18 protein-coding genes are annotated in these 17,876 nt (G+C 64.8%); 13 read left to right on the forward strand and 5 right to left on the reverse strand.

All coding sequences use genetic code 11. The features are described from left to right. A partial coding sequence (locus LL06_RS05055; RefSeq protein WP_035523121.1) for a pyridoxal phosphate-dependent aminotransferase occupies positions 1-1,086 on the forward strand: 1,086 nt, incomplete at its 5' end. 217 nt (positions 1,087-1,303) lie between these two features. Here LL06_RS05055 and LL06_RS05060 read toward each other — a convergent pair. Further along, positions 1,304-1,570, reverse strand: a complete 267-nt coding sequence (locus LL06_RS05060) for a sel1 repeat family protein (protein ID WP_035523123.1) — start codon at positions 1,568-1,570, stop codon at positions 1,304-1,306. Positions 1,571-2,042: 472 nt separating this feature from the next. Here LL06_RS05060 and LL06_RS05065 point away from each other — a divergent pair, with 472 nt between their 5' ends. The 5 genes from LL06_RS05065 (at position 2,043) to LL06_RS05075 (ending at position 6,096) form a co-directional block, all read left to right on the forward strand. Then, positions 2,043-2,381, forward strand: coding sequence for a DUF2147 domain-containing protein (locus LL06_RS05065; protein WP_035523126.1), 339 nt, complete (start codon positions 2,043-2,045; stop codon positions 2,379-2,381). A 246-nt stretch (positions 2,382-2,627) separates the two neighbouring features. Then, positions 2,628-2,792, forward strand: a complete 165-nt coding sequence (locus LL06_RS27950; protein ID WP_162835372.1) for a hypothetical protein — start codon at positions 2,628-2,630, stop codon at positions 2,790-2,792. Between the two features lie 24 nt (positions 2,793-2,816). Beyond that, positions 2,817-2,987, forward strand: coding sequence for a hypothetical protein (locus tag LL06_RS27905; protein WP_162473524.1), 171 nt, complete (start codon positions 2,817-2,819; stop codon positions 2,985-2,987). Positions 2,988-3,091: 104 nt separating this feature from the next. After that, positions 3,092-4,591, forward strand: a complete 1,500-nt coding sequence (locus LL06_RS05070; RefSeq protein WP_035523129.1) for an AMP nucleosidase — start codon at positions 3,092-3,094, stop codon at positions 4,589-4,591. A 161-nt stretch (positions 4,592-4,752) separates the two neighbouring features. Further along, positions 4,753-6,096, forward strand: coding sequence for an MFS transporter (locus tag LL06_RS05075; RefSeq protein ID WP_201772313.1), 1,344 nt, complete (start codon positions 4,753-4,755; stop codon positions 6,094-6,096). 133 nt (positions 6,097-6,229) lie between these two features. Here the strand turns inward: LL06_RS05075 and LL06_RS05080 are convergent, their stop codons facing one another. Further along, positions 6,230-6,772, reverse strand: a complete 543-nt coding sequence (locus tag LL06_RS05080; protein ID WP_035523132.1) for a flavin reductase family protein — start codon at positions 6,770-6,772, stop codon at positions 6,230-6,232. A gap of 290 nt (positions 6,773-7,062) precedes the next feature. Here LL06_RS05080 and LL06_RS05085 point away from each other — a divergent pair, with 290 nt between their 5' ends. Next, entirely contained in the window at positions 7,063-7,608 is a 546-nt protein-coding gene (locus tag LL06_RS05085; protein WP_035523134.1) for a YaeQ family protein, read from the forward strand. 271 nt (positions 7,609-7,879) lie between these two features. Here LL06_RS05085 and LL06_RS05090 read toward each other — a convergent pair whose 3' ends face one another. The 3 genes from LL06_RS05090 to LL06_RS05100 form a co-directional block, all read right to left on the reverse strand. After that, positions 7,880-9,544 carry an electron transfer flavoprotein-ubiquinone oxidoreductase gene (locus LL06_RS05090; RefSeq protein WP_035523137.1) on the reverse strand — a complete coding sequence of 555 codons (1,665 nt, stop codon included), beginning with the start codon at positions 9,542-9,544 and terminating at the stop codon, positions 7,880-7,882. Positions 9,545-9,992: 448 nt separating this feature from the next. Beyond that, entirely contained in the window at positions 9,993-10,691 is a 699-nt protein-coding gene (locus LL06_RS26295; protein ID WP_052161228.1) for a PAS domain-containing protein, read from the reverse strand. Positions 10,692-11,014: 323 nt separating this feature from the next. After that, positions 11,015-11,740, reverse strand: coding sequence for a Crp/Fnr family transcriptional regulator (locus LL06_RS05100; protein ID WP_035523140.1), 726 nt, complete (start codon positions 11,738-11,740; stop codon positions 11,015-11,017). A 167-nt stretch (positions 11,741-11,907) separates the two neighbouring features. Between LL06_RS05100 and hemN the strand changes: the two genes are divergently transcribed. From hemN to LL06_RS05130, 6 genes are all read left to right on the forward strand, one after another. Continuing rightward, positions 11,908-13,257: an oxygen-independent coproporphyrinogen III oxidase gene (gene hemN, locus LL06_RS05105; RefSeq protein WP_035523143.1), complete on the forward strand. Its 1,350-nt coding sequence runs from the start codon at positions 11,908-11,910 to the stop codon at positions 13,255-13,257. A gap of 120 nt (positions 13,258-13,377) precedes the next feature. Next, entirely contained in the window at positions 13,378-13,662 is a 285-nt protein-coding gene (locus LL06_RS05110; RefSeq protein WP_152599498.1) for an acyl carrier protein, read from the forward strand. 24 nt (positions 13,663-13,686) lie between these two features. Next, positions 13,687-14,172 carry a 3-hydroxyacyl-ACP dehydratase FabZ family protein gene (locus tag LL06_RS05115; RefSeq protein WP_035523146.1) on the forward strand — a complete coding sequence of 162 codons (486 nt, stop codon included), beginning with the start codon at positions 13,687-13,689 and terminating at the stop codon, positions 14,170-14,172. Continuing rightward, positions 14,169-15,374, forward strand: a complete 1,206-nt coding sequence (locus LL06_RS05120) for a beta-ketoacyl-ACP synthase (RefSeq protein ID WP_035523149.1) — start codon at positions 14,169-14,171, stop codon at positions 15,372-15,374. Before LL06_RS05115 ends, LL06_RS05120 begins: the two co-directional genes overlap by 4 nt. 13 nt (positions 15,375-15,387) lie before the next feature. Continuing rightward, positions 15,388-16,674: a beta-ketoacyl-ACP synthase gene (locus tag LL06_RS05125; RefSeq protein WP_035523152.1), complete on the forward strand. Its 1,287-nt coding sequence runs from the start codon at positions 15,388-15,390 to the stop codon at positions 16,672-16,674. A 161-nt stretch (positions 16,675-16,835) separates the two neighbouring features. Then, on the forward strand, positions 16,836-17,864 hold the full coding sequence (locus tag LL06_RS05130; protein WP_035523155.1) for a zinc-binding dehydrogenase: 1,029 nt from the start codon (positions 16,836-16,838) through the stop codon (positions 17,862-17,864). The last annotated feature ends 12 nt before the right edge of the window (positions 17,865-17,876 follow it).

Here is a 17,876-nt window from a genome sequence, read left to right on the forward strand (position 1 = left end):
CTCGCCCGATCGCTGCCGCCGACCGTGCCGTTTGTCGGGCCGGAAACCCAGGAGCGGGCGCGGGGCGCGCGGTTCATTGCGCGGCTGGGGGCCAATGAGAGCGGGTTCGGGCCGGCGCCGTCGGTGATCGCGGCGATCGAGCGCGAGGCCGAATGGTGCTGGCGCTACGCCGATCCGGAAATCCACGACCTGCGGCAGCGGCTGGGGATCCATCTCGGGCTCACGGCCGACCGGATCGTGGTCGGCGAAGGCATCGACGGGCTCTTGGGGCTGATCGTGCGGCTGATCGTCGAGAAGGACACGCCGGTGGTGACCTCGCTCGGCGCCTACCCGACCTTCAATTTCCATGTCGCGGGCTTCGGCGGCAGGCTGGTGACCGTGCCCTACCGCGACGACCACGAGGATCTGGCCGGACTGTTGGACGCGGTCCGGCGCGAGGACGCGGCGCTGGTCTATCTCGCCAATCCCGACAACCCGATGGGCACCTGGCATTCCGCCGCGGCCGTCACCGCCTTCGCCGAGGCGCTGCCCGAGACCACCCTGCTGGTGCTCGACGAGGCCTATGGCGAGACCGCGCCGGCCTCGGCGCTGCCCGCGGTGCCGGCCCTGGCCGACAGGCCCAATGTGTTGAGGTTCCGCACCTTTTCCAAGGCCTACGGGCTGGCCGGACAGCGCATCGGCTATGTCTTCGGCGCGCGCGAGACGGTGGCGATGTTCGACCGGGTGCGCAACCATTTCGGCGTCAACCGGCTGGGCCAGGCGGCGGCGCTGGCGGCGCTCGATGACCAGTCCTGGCTCGGCCATGTGGTGGCCCAGGTGGTGGCCTCGCGCGACCAGATCACCGACATCGCCCGCGGCCTGGGCCTGAAGCCGATCGCCTCGGCCACCAATTTCGTTACCATCGACTGCGGCGGCGACGGCGTACGCGCCAAGGCGATCCTCGACGGGCTGGTCAGCCGCGGCGTGTTCATCCGCATGCCGGGCGCGGCCCCCCTCAACCGCTGCATCCGCATCTCCACCGGGCCGGAGGCCGAGATCGACATCTTCGAGCAGGCGCTGGTCGAGGTCATGGCGGAGCTCGACTGAGCCGGACGCCGGGGTCAAGAACCTGCGGTCGGGACCGGAAACGCAAGCGGATGAACGCAAAAGGCCGCGACCGCCGGTGTCCGGCTGATCGCGGCCTTGTGAGGGGCCTCTCCGTGTCGTCCGGAGCTGAACCCCGCCCCGTTCCCCTCGAGGCAGATCTGCGGGAGGCGCCGGACTGAACCGCCGGTCGCCGCAGGCCGGACCGAAGCGGTCGGCCTCAATGCATGGTCATCCATTCGCGGGCGGCGCGCAGGGCAGCGGCGAGATCGGCCTTGGTCATGCTTTCGGCGAGTTCGGCGCGCAGCGTGGCGGCGCGGTCCGAGCCCTTGATGGCGGCGATGTTGAGCCATTTGTGGGCGGCGACGTAATCGACCTCGCATTCGCGTCCGGTCGCATACATCAGTCCCATTTCGCAAAATACGTCGGCCTTGGCTTCGCCGCCGAGGGTGGCCTGATCGTGATCGTGAATTTCGTAGCGTGCCATTGTCCCAGTCCCTGTGGTTCGATTGGTTCGGTGTGTCCCTGTCAGCTCTTGAGAAGCCGTTTCATGCCTGCTGCGTCCGGTTCGTCCCGTCGCTCTGTTGTTGACCCGAGTGTCCCGCTTTCGATTAAAAAGCGAGTTAAATTGCATGCTTAACTGGGAGCGAACAAAGTCCCAACGCTTGGTAAATTTGCGATTCCGTTAAACATCGGACCCGTTGCAAACCCGACGATGCTGCGGAAATCGCGGTTTTCGCGAACCTCAAAAAAGTTACGAACGGCTAACCAAGGATAGATCGCGGTGTCCGCCGATCCGCTATCATGGGCGCCGCAAGGGGCACGCCGGCCGTCCTCCGCCTGCCTCCGGACCGTCACAAAAACGCCGGTTGCGCTGAGAAAATCCGGTTTACCTTTACGTAGACGTAAGTTAAGTAAGAAATGCGCTTGAGGAAGCGCTCATCCTTGGGAGGAACACCATGATCCGCAAACTGATTGCAACCGGCGCGCTGATTGCCGCCATGAGCGCGCCCGCGCTCGCAGACCCGATCGAAGGCAACTGGAAGACCAAGAGCGGCGAGACCGCGGCGATCTCGGCCTGCGGCGGCGACTACTGCGTCCAGCTCAAGACCGGCAAGCATGCCGGCAAGCGCATCGGCAAGATGACCGGCAGCAACGGAAAATATTCGGGCACCATCACCGATCCGGCCAAGGACAAGACCTATTCGGGCTCGGCTTCCGTCTCCGGCAGCACCCTGAAGATGAAGGGCTGCGTCATGGGCATCCTGTGCCGCTCGGAAAACTGGGCCAAGATGTAGGCTTCAGCGCCTTTCGCATGACCAAGCCCGCGCCGGCCTTCCGGCGCGGGTTTTTTGTGTCCGGAGGGTCCCCGGGACCCGCGGCGCCGCGGAAACCGGACGCCGGGCCATCCGCCGCACCGGCCGGCGCAGAGGTCTCCCCGCGCGCCTCCCCTTCATCTTCTTGAACGGCGGATGAACGGCCCTCTCAGCACCCGTTCAGCCGGCCCATGGCAATGTTCCCCTCACAACCAGGGAACCAGACGCATGAGCACCCTCGCCCGCCGCTTCACCATCATCTGCCTGATCTTCGTGATCTTCGCCCTGCTGATGGCCGCCGCCGTCGCCAAGGGCGGCCACCGCGGCTGGCGCGCCGGCGCGGCCGACGCCTGCGTGTTTCATCCCGCCCTTGCCTGCAGCGTCCAGCGCTGACACCAAAATCGAAGGATTGATGTCATGAGCCACAAGAACCGCCACTCGCTCGCCACCGTCCTGCGGATCGCCGCCTTCACCGCCTTCATGGTCGGCCCGGTCGGCGCCTTCGCCTATGCCAATGCCGGCGACAAGGGTCCCGGCATGACCGGCGCGGGCTTCGTCCTTCTGGTCAGCCTGCAGCGCGGCCACTGAGCCGCGGCTTCCCCCGGCGCGGCTCCGCTTGCCCGCTTCCCCTTGAAAGTCCTTTCGGGGGCTCGCGTCTTTTCCTTGTCAAGGTTTGTCGTCTATAGTGGTTCATGGACCAGCGAATCTCTTCCCACACAGCCAACGGCTTCATTTCTCCCGATCCGGTCGAACCGCGTGAATTCACCGATGCGGCGAGCGCGGTGGCGGCGCTCGAAGCCATCTACGACCGCAACACGCGTTTTCTGTGCGAGGCCTTCCAGGGCCTTGCCACGGACCGGCCGGCGGGCCGCTACCGCGCCTATTATCCGCAGGTGAGCCTCGAGACCACCTCCTTCGGCATGATCGATTCGCGGCTGTCCTTCGGCCATGTGGTCTCGCCCGGGCGCTACGCCGCCACCATCACGCGGCCCGCGCTGTTTCGCACCTACCTGATCACCCAGTTCGAACTGCTGCTGCGCAACCACGGCACGCCGCTGACGATTTCCGAATCCGACACGCCGATCCCGCTGCATTTCGCCTTTGGCGAGGGCGCCTATGTCGAGGCCGGCGTCGCCGAGAAGCTCGACATGCCGCTGCGCGACCTGTTCGACACGCCCGATCTCGCCACCACCGACGACGAGATCGTCAACGGGCTCTACGAGCCCGGCCCCGGCGAGCTGCTGCCGCTCGCGCCCTTCAAGGCGCAGCGCATCGACTATTCCCTGGCGCGCCTGTCGCACTACACCGCCACCGCGCCGGACCATTTCCAGAACTTCGTGCTGTTCACCAACTACCAGTTCTACATCGACGAGTTCTGCGAGCACGCCCGCTCGCTGATGAGCGAAGGCGGCAGCGACTACGAGTGCTTCATCGAGCCCGGCAACCTGATCACGCCGGCCGGCCACGGCAGCCCCACCGAGGGCGTCGCCCCACCGCGGTTGCCGCAGATGCCCGCCTATCACCTCAAGCGCAAGGACCATGGCGGCATCACCATGGTCAATATCGGCGTCGGCCCCTCCAACGCCAAGACCATCACCGACCACATCGCCGTCCTCCGCCCGCACGCCTGGCTGATGCTGGGCCACTGCGCGGGCCTGAGGAACAGCCAGGCGCTGGGCGACTACGTGCTGGCCCATGCCTATGTGCGCGAGGACCATGTGCTCGACGACGACCTGCCGGCCTGGGTGCCGATCCCGGCGCTGGCCGAGGTGCAGGTGGCGATCCAGGAGGCGGTGGCCGAAGTCACCGGGCTCGAGGGCTATGACTTGAAGCGCATCATGCGCACCGGCACCGTCGCCACCATCGACAACCGCAACTGGGAGCTGCGCGACCAGCGCGGCCCGGTGCAGCGCCTGTCGCAGTCGCGCGCGATCGCCCTCGACATGGAATCGGCCACCATCGCCGCCAACGGCTTCCGCTTCCGCGTGCCCTACGGCACCCTGCTCTGCGTCTCCGACAAGCCGCTGCACGGCGAATTGAAGCTCCCCGGCATGGCCTCGGCCTTCTACAAGAAACAGGTCAACCAGCACCTCAAGATCGGCCTGATGGCGATGCAGAAACTCGCCGCCATGCCGCCCGAGAGGCTGCATTCGCGGAAACTCAGGAGTTTCTTCGAGACGGCGTTTCAATAGGAGACGGGAAAGGCGGGAGCATCCGCCTTTGCTCAAGGCCATGCCAGATAAGGTGCTGGTCCGCGGTGCGGGCCGAGCGGCCGGATTTACCGTGACCGGCTGACGCGCGGGAAGCGGGCTTTCGCTGCGTTGCCCGCCAAGGTCGGCTGTGCGGACAGAGTGTGAGTTCGCCGCTGCGGATCAGCGAAACGCTTGTATCCGGTGCCGGTGCAGACGATGCTGCGGACATGGCAACCGACCTCGACTTCTCATTTCGATTGCTCACGCGGCCCGCTCAGCGGCACATTCGGGTATTTCAGGTACACCAGTTTCTGGATCGCTTCGCGATGGGTCTGACAGTGGCCGTTGTTGCATTGGCCCTGAACGACCGGGGCATGGACCTGTTCCAAATTTCGGTTCTTTTTGGCGTCTACTCGCTCACGACCATGGCCATGGAATTGCCCTTTGGCGGGCTGGCGGACACCATTGGACGCAAGCCCGTCTTCCTGTCTGCGGTCGTCGCGAGCCTGATCTCCCTGGCTCTCTTCCTGTCGTCACATGACTTCTCCATTCTGGCCCTGTCGTTTGCCTTCATCGGCTTTGGACGGGCGCTGCGGTCGGGCACTCTGGATGCGTGGTTTGTCGAGAATTTCAGAGCCATGGCTCCGAACGTCGATGTGCAACCTGCCCTGGCAAAAGCCCAGTTTGCCAATGCAATGGGATTGGCTTCGGGTGCCATTCTTGGAGGTCTGTTGCCCGATGCCTTCCGCTCAGTCGCGCTTCGACTGGGGTTCAGCATCTACGACGTCTCCTACGCGGCAAGTTTTGTCTTGATGCTGGCGGTGTTCGCCTACACCGTGTTTGCCATCTCGGAAAAGCGGCGTCCGCTGAACCCCAAGGCGCTCGTTCGGGGGTTCGCAGGCGTTCCACATGTGATCAAGGATGCGGGTCTGCTTGCCTTGAGACATCCCACACTCTCGATCCTTCTCGTGGCGCTTGCCCTGTTCCTGATGGCCACAAACCCGGTCGAAGTGATCTGGCCAACCCACGCAAAGCCGATGCTGGACGATGGCTACGCGAATTCCGTGGTGGGCGCACTGACGGCGACCTACTTCTTCTCGATCGCCTTTGGAGCGTCCCTGTCTTCACCCATGAGCCGGATTTTCAGGCGCCGTCACGCCATCACGCTGTCAGTGATTTTTGCCTGTCTTGCAGCCGCTCAGATCGCGTTGGCGTTCCAGGAAAATATCATTGGCTTTGCTGCAGTCTTCATCCTCTATTCGGTGATCCTGGGCGCGAGTGAAACGCCTGCCAGCAGCATTCTGCATTCCTGTATTGAAGATCGACAGCGGTCTACAATGCTCTCACTGCGCTCACTCGTACAGCAATTGGGAGCTGCACTTGGCCTGGTCCTGGTTGGCGCTGTTGCCGAAGCCTACACAACGCCCATCGCGTGGATGGTGGGGGCAACCTTCCTTGTGATTGCGCTGCTGCTGATGGGTGTGCTGGCCAGACGAATGACATAGCCGACCTTCGCTTGCCCTGCAGCGTCGCGCAGAGCGGGCTCCCTGCTGCCTTTCGCTGCAGACGACATGAAGGTCGGCAACGGGCCGACTTCGACAGCGCGGCGCTGCCATCGTGCGGGGCGGCATGCGGTGCCTAGACACCGCTCGGCAGTTTTGAACGCATCATCTCCCGTCGGTCGATCCTGGCTCCATCGACGATGAAGGAGCCATCGCCAACCGCATGGAGCATTCTCTTCTCCGTTCGAGTGCTATCGACATAAGCTGCCACGCCTTCGAGCAGCACAATGTTGTATCGCTCGATGATGTCGACGACCCTGCATTCGATATTGGCGAGACATTCACCAATCAGCGGGGCCTCGACAAATTGGGCGGGCAGCGGGGTGAGGCGAAATTTCTCGAACTTGTCGGTATCCGCTCCGGAACAGGTGCCGATGCCGACGGCTGTGTCGATCAGGTCAACCGTAGGGATGGCAAGCACGCATTCCCTGGAGTCCCGAAGCGCGCGATAGGAGTGGTTCCACGGCCCGGTCGTCATCGCGAACTCCGCCGAAAACCCCCGCACCATGGTCCAGGTGATCGTCATGATATTCGGCTTGCGGCCGTCATGGGTCGTGACCAGAACGACCGGACCCGATTCGAGCAGCGTGAAGGCCTTGCTGAGCGCCAGAGGTTCCATGTTCGCCTTTGTCCTATTGAAAAAAGACCATATCACGCACCCCGCACTCAGCGCGCGTGGCGCGGCATTCTAACGCCTCTGAAATCCCAAATACACCCACTGCTTTCAGCCGATGACGGGTTTGCGCGTTACGCCAAGGCGTCGGCCTGGCAAGGACCACCCATCCTGCGAAGTCCGGCCGCACACCTTGCTGACACCTGTTCGCCCCCTTATCAGCGGCCTTTTTATCTGCTTTCACAATGGCACCGGACGCAGTAAGCATCCTGATCTTTGAATTTTTAGGACATCTCATGGCGCAAAATGCCACCATCTATAAGGTCGAACTTTCAGTCTCCGACATGGATCGTCACTATTACGAAACCCATAAACTGACCGTTGCCAAGCACCCTTCCGAGACGGATGAACGGCTGATGGTGCGCATTCTGGCCTTTGCGCTCAATGCCCATGAGCATCTGGAAATGACCAAGGGGCTTTCAACCGATGACGAGCCGGACATCTGGCAGAAGAGCCTGACCGGCGAGCTTGATATGTGGGTGGCCCTCGGGTGTCCCAGCGAAAAGGTCATGCGCCAATCCTGCGGCAAGGCCAAAAAGGTGATCGTCTATCCCTACGGCGGCAGGACGGCCGAGATGTGGTGGGACAAGATGAAAAGCAGCACCGCCCGCTTCGACAATCTCCAGGTGACGAGTTTTTCCGAGAAAGACACGGGGCAGATGGCAAGACTGGCAAGCCGCGTGATGAAGCTTCAGGTCAATATCCAGGACGGCGATGTGATGGTCAGTGTCGGCGATAGCATTGTTTACGTCACCCCGCTGAAATGGAAGAGTGCCGCATAACTCACGGATCTGGCAAAAGGGGTCTAAGTTGCTCGGTTGTGCCCATCAAGATCGGATGTGGCTCACCCCTGCCGCGTTCAGGAAACAGCGCCGCAGTCAGAGCGTGCGCGCAAGCAGCCGCTCAGGTCCGCGAGTGACAATCGGCCATGAACGCCGAAGATCCCGAGAGGGCGCGAAGAAGACCAGCGCGCCATCGCCCCTTGCGCTCTCTCAAGCCCGCTCCAACAGGTCCGACGTCAGGCACGGCGCATCCGCGCGCCCTGCCCCCACCTCACATATTCGTATACACCGGCCCCTCGCCGCCCTGGGGCGGGACCCAGGTGATGTTCTGGTTGGGGTCCTTGATGTCGCAGGTCTTGCAGTGCACGCAGTTCTGCGCGTTGATGACGAAGGTGGGGACGCCGTCGGTTTCCACCCATTCGTAGACGCCGGCCGGGCAGTAGCGTTGCGACGGGCCGGCATAGACGTCGTGCTCGGAAGCCTTCTGCAGCGCCATGTCCTTGACCTTGAGGTGCACCGGCTGGTCTTCCTCGTGGTTGGTGTTGGACAAAAACACCGAGGACAGGCGGTCGAAGGTGAGCACGCCGTCGGGCCTGGGATAGTCGATCTTCTTGTGCTGCGAAGCGGGCTCGAGCGAGGCGGCGTCAGTCTTGCCGTGCTTCAGGGTGCCGAAGGGCGAGATCCCGAACAGCGAGTTGAACCACATGTCGAGCCCGCCCAGCGCCACGCCGCCGATGGTGCCGAGCTTCGACCACAGCGGCTTGACGTTGCGGACTTTCTTCAGGTCCACGCCGATCTCGGAGCTGCGCCAGGCAGCCTCGTAGCTTGCGAGCGTGTCCTGCACCCTGCCCTCGGCGATGGCGTCCGCCACATGCTCGGCCGCCATGATTCCCGACAGCATCGCGTTGTGCGAGCCCTTGATGCGGGCGACGTTGACGAAGCCGGCGGAGCAGCCGATCAGCGCGCCGCCCGGGAAGGCGAGGTTGGGGACCGACTGCCAGCCGCCTTCGGAAATGGCGCGCGCGCCGTAGCCGATCCGCTTGCCGCCCTCGAACACCGGCGCGATCGCCGCATGGGTCTTGAAGCGCTGAAACTCCTCGAACGGCGAGACATAGGGGTTCTTGTAGTTGAGGTGGACGACGAAGCCGACGGCCACCTGGTTGTCCTCGAGGTGATAGAGGAACGAGCCGCCGCCGGTCTTGGTGCCGAGCGGCCAGCCGAAGGAGTGCTGCACCAGGCCCGGGCGGTGATGCTCGGGCTTGACCTGCCACAGCTCCTTGAGGCCGATGCCGAATTTCTGCGGCTCGCGGTCCTGGTCGAGCTTGAAGCGGGAAATGAGCTGCTTGGCGAGCGAGCCGCGTACGCCCTCGCCGATGAGAACGTATTTGCCGAGCAGCGCCATGCCGCGGGCAAAATTGGGACCGGGCTCGCCGTTGCGCTCGATGCCCATGTCGCCGGTGGCGACGCCGATCACCGCGCCTTCGTCATTGGTGAGGATCTCGGTGGCGGCGAAGCCGGGATAGATTTCCACGCCCAGTGCCTCGGCGCGGGCGGCGAGCCATTTGGCCACGTTGGACAGCGAGACGATGTAATTGCCGTGGTTGCCCATCAGCGGCGGCATCAGGAAATTGGGCAGCCGCACGGAGCCTGCGGGCCCCAGCACCAGGAACTGGTCGGCGGTGACCGGCGTCTTGAACGGATGGTCGGGATCGTTGCGCCAGTCGGGAATGAGCTTGTCGATGCCGATCGGATCGACCACGGCGCCCGAGAGAATATGCGCGCCGACTTCGCCGCCCTTCTCCAGCACCACGACGGTCAGATCCGGGTTGATCTGTTTGAGCCGTATGGCCGCCGAAAGCCCCGCCGGCCCGGCGCCGACGATCACGACATCGAATTCCATGCTTTCGCGTTCGGCAAGCTCAGCTACATCAGTCATCGGACATCCCCATCTCTTGATCAGACCGGCGCCGAAACTGGGCTGGCGCGCCAGCCCGCTCCTCCGCCGGACCTTGATGCGCTCCCCGAAAGCCCGGATCTCTCCTACCCGGCCGGGGCGCGCACCGACTGGCCTTGCGGCCGTTTCATCCTGTCATGGCAAATGACGGCAGCGAAGTCGAGCCGGAATTAGACAGGATCAGCTTTCCATTTTCGACAATATTGACGTTCACGTAAACGTCAATAGATGAAAATCGGGTCCCGCCGTGTCATGGCGGCGCACCCCCCGCGCACCCGCGCCGCCGCGCGGGCCCGGCTGTCCGGGAGGCAGTGCTGTCCGCGACGAACAGAGCCCCGGGGGAATGAGCTGGACGGGGAAGACCTGCGTGGAGGAAAAGGCATACGCCCGAAGCCGGCGCCGGCGATCCGGCGGCCTGCGCGTCGCCGGCTCAGCCGGCGCGGGCGAACATCGACTGCATGGACAGAACCAGCACCGCGCCGATGATGCTGCCGTCATGGCCGGGCAAGGGCGTCATCCGGCAATTGACCTCGAACATCCGGCCGCAGGCATCGGGAACCTCGTAATTGTAGGAGATATAGGCGCCGGCGAAGCACTGGTCGAGCCGCGGCTTTGCCCGGGTCTGGAACCGCTCCATGTCGATCATCTCGAACAGCGGCCGGCCGATGAAGTCCGAGGGCCGCTTGTGGTGAAAATCGGCGTTGCGCTTGTTGCAGTAGATGTAGCGGTAGTCGAGCCCGATGATCGCCACCCGCTCCTGCAGGCAGTCGAGCGCCAGTTCCTGCACGGAGGGATCGTAGCCGTCGGCCACCGGCTGGTGCAGCAGTCCGGCGGCGGGCGGCCTGATCCCCGCATTCATGTCCATGTAGCGGTCGAACAGCGACATCATCGTCTGCGTATAGCGGCCGACGCTGCTGCCGTCCTCGCAGTTGCGCAGGGCCAGCCGCCGGAAAAAACCGATCTGCGCGGAGATGTCGCTGCGGCTGCGCGCGCGCAACCGCGCCAGGCGCTCGATCAGGGCCTGTATCCTTGCGTCAATTCTTTCAATTTCAGCTTCATCCTCCTGCTGGGCGGCAGCAAGAAGGTCATTCGCCAGGCGTTCAAACTGTTGGATCAGTCCAGACAGCATCTAAACTCCAACCTCATGTTCGGTCCCTTTCGGGAGTTGCTCCATTAATAACGACCGCACATTCTCCGCAAGCAGATTTTCTTGTCCTGAGCCGCAGCCTGTGGACTTTCGGGCTCAATCAACATGAAAAAGCCCGGCAATACCAGCTCCGCGCCGCCACCGGATGCCCAAGGCTTGTATCCGATCGACCCTGCCGCTTCAACGATTGGCGCCGTGCCGGGTTGCGGGCATCCGCCCGTTCACGGGAATGTGACCATGACCATCAGGACGTGGGATAGCGCCGCCGCGGCCGGGAGCGTACCGAGAGGACCCGTCGGCGGCGCCTACTGCGACGCCCGCTCGGCGAGCTTGGCCAGATCGGGAACTTCCAGATGCCGGTTGTTGCGGATCAGGATGACGCCGTCCTTGCGCAGCTTGGTCATCTGCCGGCTCACGGTCTCGATGGTCAGGCCGAGGAAATCGGCGATGTCGGACCGGGTCAGCGGCAGTTCGAAATTCGCCACGTCCGCATCCGATTCGGGATTGATGTGGGTGGCGATCAGGTAGAGGAAGCTCGCCACCTTCTCCGAGGCCGTCTTGCGCCCGAGCGTGAGCATCCAGTCGCGCGCCTCGTCGAGCTCTTTCAGCGTCTGCTCGAGCAGCTTGTGCTCGAGCTCCGGCGTATCCTTGATCATCCGGTCGATCACGGTCTTGGGAAAGCTGCAGATGTTGACGTCCGTGGCGGCGTCGGCGGTAATGCCGCTGTCGGCGCGGAACGGGCGGCCGAGGAAGTCCGGCGCGAATTGCAGCCCGACGATCTGCTGCCTTCCGTCGGCCATCATCTTGGTCATCTTCACCACGCCCGAGATGATGTTGGCGTAGCTGTTGGCGACCTGGCTTTCGCCGATCAGTTCCGACCCTGATTCGACATGCTTGCGGGTCGATTGCTTGTTCAGGCTGACCAGTTGGGCGGCCGACAGCGCGCCGCAGACGCCGCGATGGCGTGCTTCGCAGGCGCGGCAGAGGGCTGGAATGTCGGAATTGTGGATATCTTTGCGGTGCGCGTCCATCACGTCCTCGATCCCGCAGCGGCAAGCCTGTCCGCGCGCCACAGCGCACGGCCGCTCCGCCGGTGCGCGTGGATGTTCGGCGACAAAGAACAGCGGGGTTTGATCAAAGTCAAGGCGCAAGCTTGGCGAAGCGGCAATGTACCACGACGGACATGGGAGTTTGGTACATGCAAAAAGAGTTTCTGCGCAAGCACGCCGGCCCGGCGCCGCGCTACACCAGCTATCCGACGGCGCCGCATTTCCATGCCGGCATCGACGGCGAGGTGTATGCCCGCTGGCTGCGCCAGTTGAAGCCGGACCAGACGCTCTCGCTCTATATCCATATTCCCTATTGCGACCGGCTGTGCTGGTTCTGCGGCTGCAACACCAAGCAGACGCTGAAATACGAGCCGCTGAAGACCTACATCGCCGCGCTTGAAAACGAGATGGCGACGATCGCCAGCCTGATCGACCCGGCCTGCCGGGTCACCGCGCTGCATCTGGGCGGAGGCTCGCCGACGATGCTGCACGCCGAAGACATGATCGCGCTCGACAAGGCGTTGCGCGCCCGGTTCCATTTCGACGCCGATGCCGAGATCAGCGTCGAGATGGACCCCAACGACCTCACGCCGGAAAAATATGACGCGCTTGCGGCCATCGGCATGACCCGCGCCTCCATCGGCGTGCAGGACTTCGATGAGACGGTGCAGAAGGCCATCAACCGCCTGCAGACCTTCGAACAGACCCGCGAAGTGGTCGAACAGGTCCGCGCCCGCGGCGTCCGCTCGGTCAATTGCGACGTGCTCTACGGCCTGCCGCACCAGACCCGCAAGTCCGTGGACCGCACGATCGAGCAGGTGCTGACCCTGAACCCGGACCGGATCGCCCTGTTCGGCTACGCCCATGTGCCGTGGATGAAGACCCACCAGAAAATGATCGACGAGTCGGTGCTGCCCGACGTCACCGAGCGCTTCGCCCAGATGAACCGCGCCGCCTCGACCCTGACCCATGCCGGCTACACGGCCATCGGCATCGACCATTTCGCCCTGCCCGGCGACAGCCTGGCGGTCGCCGCGGCGTCGGGCAACATGCGCCGCAACTTCCAGGGCTACACCAGCGACACCGCCGACGCGCTGATCGGCATGGGAGCCTCCTCGATCGGCCAGATGCCGCAGGGCTATGTCCAGAACCAGCCCTCCACCGGCGAATACCAGCGCCAGGTCAACCTCGGCAAGCTGCCCGTGGTCCGCGGCTTCGAACTGTCGACCGAAGACCGCATCCGCGCCCGCATCATCGAGTTGCTGATGTGCGATTTCGCCTTTTCCTTCGCCACAATCCGTCACGAATTCGGCGGCGAGGCGGAAAGCATCCTCGACGAGGCCGAATACCTGGCGGGCTGCGACAGCGAAGGCATGATCGAGTTCACCGGCGGCCTTTTCCAGATCACCGCGAAAGGCAAGCCCTTCGTGCGCTCCGTGGCCTCGGCGTTCGACGGATATTTTGGCACCGGCGCCGCCCGTCACTCCCTTGCGGTCTGATCGCGCCGGCTTTATTGGATGAGTCGACCTGGGGCGGCCGACCTGCGGCGGGCAAACAAGCCATTGGCTTTTGCGCCGGATTTTTCTATAGGTTCGCCCAAACACCTATCCAATGAGGACATGAGCGTGACCGCAACATTCGACAAGGTCGCCGACATCATCGCCGAGACAAGCGAGATCGACCGCGATTCCATCACACCCGAGAGCCACACCATTGACGATCTGGGCATCGACAGCCTCGATTTCCTCGATATTGTGTTCGCGGTCGACAAGGAATTCGGCATCAAGATCCCGCTCGAGCAGTGGACCCAGGAAGTCAACGACGGCAAGGCTTCCACCGAGGAGTACTTCGTTCTTGGAAACCTCTGCGCCAAGATCGACGAGCTGAGAGCTGCAAAGGGCTGAGGCCCGGCGCGGCGGGGCTTTTCCATGCAGCTTGAATACTTCCAGATGATTGACCGGATCGAGGCGCTTGACCTCGAGCAGGGCACTCTGGTCGCAAGCTCCACGGTCCCCGACGCGAGCCCCGTGTTCGAGGGCCATTTTCCCGGGATGCCGCTGGTTCCCGGGGTCCTGCTGATCGAGACCATGGCCCAGGCCAGCGGCTTCCTGGTGCTGGCCAGGACCGATTTTGCGGCGATGCCGTTCCTGATGACGGTGGACGGCGCCAAGATGCGCGATTTCGTCACCCCCGGATCGGCCCTTGAGATCACCGCCACGCTCGAGCATGAAGGCTCCGGCTACGCGGTGACCAAGGCCAGGATCACGAGCGGCGGCAAGAAGGTGGCCGACTGCCAGCTCAAGCTCAGGACGCTTCCCTTCGACCAGGTGCCGCTGGCCGCGATCGTGCGCAAGCGGGCGGACGAAGTGGGCCTTTTGACCGCCATGGCGAAAGCCACAGGAGACCTTCTATGACAGACAGACGCCATCAGGTGGTGGTGACGGGCGTGGGACTGGTGACCTCCCTCGGGGTCGGCCGCCAGGCCCATTCCGACGCGCTGATGACCGGCGCAACCCCCGCGCCGCGCACCGACAGCGAGAGCTTCGCGCCCTACACCGTTCACCCGCTGCCCGAGATCGACTGGTCGGCGCAGATTCCGCGCCGCGGCGACCAGCGGCAGATGGAGAACTGGCAGAGGCTCGGCGTCTACGCCGCGGGACTGGCGCTCGACGACGCCGGGCTCAAGCAGGATCTCGACGCCTGCGCCTCGATGGACATGATCGTCGCCGCCGGCGGCGGCGAGCGCGACATCGCGGTCGACACGCTGATCATCGAGGAAAGCCGCAAGCGCAACGACCGCGAACAGCTTCTCAACGAGAAGCTGACCACCGAACTGCGCCCCACCCTGTTCCTGGCGCAACTGTCCAACCTGCTCGCCGGCAACATCTCCATCGTCCACAAGGTCACCGGATCGTCGCGCACGCTGATGGGCGAGGAAGGCGCGGGCATTTCGGCCGTCGAGACGGCGCATGCGCGCATCGCCGCCGGCCAGTCCACCCATTGCCTCGTCGGCGGCGCCTTCATCGCCGAGCGGCTCGACATCCTGGTGCTGATCGAGGCGCTGCAGGGCCTGGGCAAGAGCTCCGGCCAGCCGTTCTGGAACAGCGACGGATCGGCCAATGGCGTCAATCTGGGCACGTCGGGCGCGTTCCTGGTGCTCGAATCGCTCGACCACGCCACCGCCCGCGGCGCCCATGTCTATGCCCGGCTCGACGCGGTTGTCGCCGATCGTGGCCCGCGCGACCAGGGCCGGCTGGAACAGCGGCTCGGACGCCTGGCCGACGACGCCGGCGCGCCCGAGGCCGGCGCCGAGACCATCGTCTTCTCCGGCGCGACCGGCTTTCCCGATCTCAGCGCCCGCGAACGCGCGTTCCTGAGCGCGCGCTTCCCGGAGGCGCCGCAGCGAACCCTTTCCGCCCTGTTCGGCCATTCCGTCGAAGCCCAGTTCCCCACCGCGCTGGCGCTCGCCTGCCTGGCGCTCGACGCCGACGCGCCGATGAGCCCCTTCGTCGAAGGCGAGGACGCCGTCGCGCCCGCCGCGGCCGCTTCCGCGATCGTCACCACCATCGGCCATGCCCGCGGCGAAGGCATCGCCCGCCTGACGAGGATGCCATGAGACGGAGCCAATCATGAGCAAAGCCGCCTACACCGACCATCTCGGCCGCCCGCTGGTCGCCGTCACCGGCATGGGCGTGGTCTCCTCGCTGGGCCAGGGGATCGAGGACAACTGGGCCGCGCTGACGGCCGGCCGGTCCGGCATCCACCCGATCACGCGGTTTCCCTCCGACGGCCTGTCCACGCGCATCTGCGGCACCGTCGATTTCATCGACATTCCCGCCGCCAACGCGGTCGAGCGCTCCTACGCCTTTGCCCGCGAGACCACCATCGAGGCCTTGGCGCAGGCCGGACTGTCGGGCGACTTCGGCGGTCCGCTGTTCCTTGCCGCCCCGCCGATCGAACCGGAATGGAACGCGCGCTTCGAACTGGGCGACCGCGTCAAGCCGGACGACATGGACGGCAACGCCTATGAGCAGTTCCTGGCCGTGCTGCGCGAGCACGCCGACCCCGCCTTCCACGAGGCGATCCTGTTCGGCGCCATCTCCGAGCGCCTGGCCGACCGCTTCGGCACCCGCGGCCTGCCGGTGACGCTGTCGACCGCCTGCGCCTCGGGCGCCACGGCGATCCAGCTCGGCGTCGAGGCGATCCGCCAGGGCCGCACCGACCGCGCGCTCAGCGTCGCCACCGACGGCTCGGTGAGCGCCGAAGCGCTGATCCGCTTCTCGCTGCTGTCGGCGCTGTCGACCAGCAACGACCGGCCGGAAAAGGCCTCGCGCCCCTTCACCAAGGACCGCGACGGCTTCGTCATCGCCGAGGGCGCGGCCACGCTGGTGCTCGAATCGCTCGAAGCAGCACTCGCCCGCGGCGCGCGGGTGCTGGGCATCCTCAGCGGCTGTGGCGAGAAGGCCGACGACTTCCACCGCACCCGCTCCTCGCCCGGCGGCGCGCCGGCGATCGCCACCATTCGTGCGGCCCTCGAGGACGCGGGCCTGTCGGCCGACGATATCGGCTATGTCAACGCCCACGGCACCTCGACGCCGGAAAACGACAAGATGGAGTATCTCGCCCTGTCGACCGTGTTCGGCGAGCGCATGGCCGAGGTGCCGGTGTCGTCCAACAAGTCGATGATCGGCCACACGCTGACGGCCGCCGGCGCGGTGGAGGCGGTATTCTCGCTGATGACCATCGCCACCGGCGTGCTGCCGCCCACCATCAATTACGACAATCCCGACCCGACGATCCCGCTCGACGTGGTGCCCAACGTCAAGCGCAACGCCACCGTGACCAGCGTTCTCTCCAACTCCTTCGGGTTCGGCGGGCAGAACGCATGTCTTGTCATGTCGGCTGAACCCGCTTAAGGCATGTCGCACCTGGGCGATCCCGCGGGATCGCCCATGACATCCATCCCAGGCGCGAGCGAGCAGCCGCGACGCCCGGCCCCGGGGTCCCGGCGTCCGGGGCTCCGCCTGGCAAGACAAGGGCGGCGGCCAATGGCGCCACGCGGCGAAGGACTTTATCCATGCGGGCATTGCAGCTTATCGAGGATCGCAGGCTTGAAACGGTCGACGTGCCCCCGCCGCCGCCGCCCGGCATCGGCGAGGTCACGGTGTCGATCAAGGCGGTGGCGCTCAACCATATCGATGTCTGGGGCTGGCGCGGCATGGCATTCGCCAAGCGCAAGATGCCGCTGGTCATCGGCGCCGAAGCCTCGGGCGTGATCGACACGATCGGCCACGGCGTCTCGGGCCTCCTCCCCGGACAGCTTGTCTCGATCTATGGCGCCCGCACCTGCGGCCTGTGCCGCCCCTGCCGCGAAGGCCGCGACAATCTGTGCGAGCACGTGGGCGGCGTCCACGGCTTCCATCTCGACGGCTTCGCCCAGGAGCGGGTCAACCTGCCGGCACGGCTGCTGGTCCCCGCCCCTCCCGGCGTCACCGCCATCGGCGCGGCCGTGGCCCCCGTGACCTTCGGCACGGTCGAGCACATGCTGTTCGACAACGCGAAGCTCGAGCCCGGCGAGACCATCCTCATCCACGCCGGCGGATCGGGCATCGGCAGCGCCGCCATCCAGCTCGCCAAGAAAATCGGCTGCACCGTCATCACCACTGTGGGCTCCGACGCCAAGATCGAGCCGGCCAGGGCGCTGGGCGCCGACCACGTCATCAACTACCGCGAGGACCGTTTCGAGGGCGTGGTGCGCAAGCTTACGAAAAAGCGCGGCGTCGACGTGGTGTTCGAGCATGTGGGAGCCGACACCTGGGCAGGTTCGATGCTCTCGCTCAGGCGCGGCGGCCGTCTGGTCACCTGCGGCTCGACCTCGGGCGTGTCGACGCAGATGAACCTGATGATGCTGTTCCAGCAGCAGCTCAAGCTCTTGGGCTCCTTCGGCTGCCGCATGGAGAACATGGCAAATGCCATGCAGAAGATGGCGGCGGGGCTGGTCCATCCGGTGATCGACACGGAAGTGGGTTTCGACGACATTTCCGTGGCGCTCGCCCGCATGGAAGGCCGCGACGTCTTCGGCAAGATCATCCTGAAGATGGATTGAGGGTAGCGGCCC

The organism is Hoeflea sp. BAL378 (assembly GCF_000759435.1).
GTDB lineage: Bacteria > Pseudomonadota > Alphaproteobacteria > Rhizobiales > Rhizobiaceae > Hoeflea.

Coding starts and splice junctions, on each gene's coding strand:
- LL06_RS05115 (WP_035523146.1), top strand. CDS start 13,687: ATGCAGCTTGAATACTTCCAGATGATTGACCGGATCGAGGCGCTTGAC.
- LL06_RS05130 (WP_035523155.1), top strand. CDS start 16,836: ATGCGGGCATTGCAGCTTATCGAGGATCGCAGGCTTGAAACGGTCGAC.
- LL06_RS05085 (WP_035523134.1), top strand. CDS start 7,063: ATGGCGCAAAATGCCACCATCTATAAGGTCGAACTTTCAGTCTCCGAC.
- LL06_RS05125 (WP_035523152.1), top strand. CDS start 15,388: ATGAGCAAAGCCGCCTACACCGACCATCTCGGCCGCCCGCTGGTCGCC.
- LL06_RS05080 (WP_035523132.1), bottom strand. CDS start 6,772: ATGGAACCTCTGGCGCTCAGCAAGGCCTTCACGCTGCTCGAATCGGGT.
- LL06_RS05120 (WP_035523149.1), top strand. CDS start 14,169: ATGACAGACAGACGCCATCAGGTGGTGGTGACGGGCGTGGGACTGGTG.
- LL06_RS05100 (WP_035523140.1), bottom strand. CDS start 11,740: ATGGACGCGCACCGCAAAGATATCCACAATTCCGACATTCCAGCCCTC.
- LL06_RS05090 (WP_035523137.1), bottom strand. CDS start 9,544: ATGACTGATGTAGCTGAGCTTGCCGAACGCGAAAGCATGGAATTCGAT.
- LL06_RS27905 (WP_162473524.1), top strand. CDS start 2,817: ATGAGCCACAAGAACCGCCACTCGCTCGCCACCGTCCTGCGGATCGCC.
- LL06_RS05060 (WP_035523123.1), bottom strand. CDS start 1,570: ATGGCACGCTACGAAATTCACGATCACGATCAGGCCACCCTCGGCGGC.
- LL06_RS05110 (WP_152599498.1), top strand. CDS start 13,378: ATGAGCGTGACCGCAACATTCGACAAGGTCGCCGACATCATCGCCGAG.
- LL06_RS26295 (WP_052161228.1), bottom strand. CDS start 10,691: ATGCTGTCTGGACTGATCCAACAGTTTGAACGCCTGGCGAATGACCTT.
- LL06_RS27950 (WP_162835372.1), top strand. CDS start 2,628: ATGAGCACCCTCGCCCGCCGCTTCACCATCATCTGCCTGATCTTCGTG.
- LL06_RS05065 (WP_035523126.1), top strand. CDS start 2,043: ATGATCCGCAAACTGATTGCAACCGGCGCGCTGATTGCCGCCATGAGC.
- hemN (WP_035523143.1), top strand. CDS start 11,908: ATGCAAAAAGAGTTTCTGCGCAAGCACGCCGGCCCGGCGCCGCGCTAC.
- LL06_RS05070 (WP_035523129.1), top strand. CDS start 3,092: ATGGACCAGCGAATCTCTTCCCACACAGCCAACGGCTTCATTTCTCCC.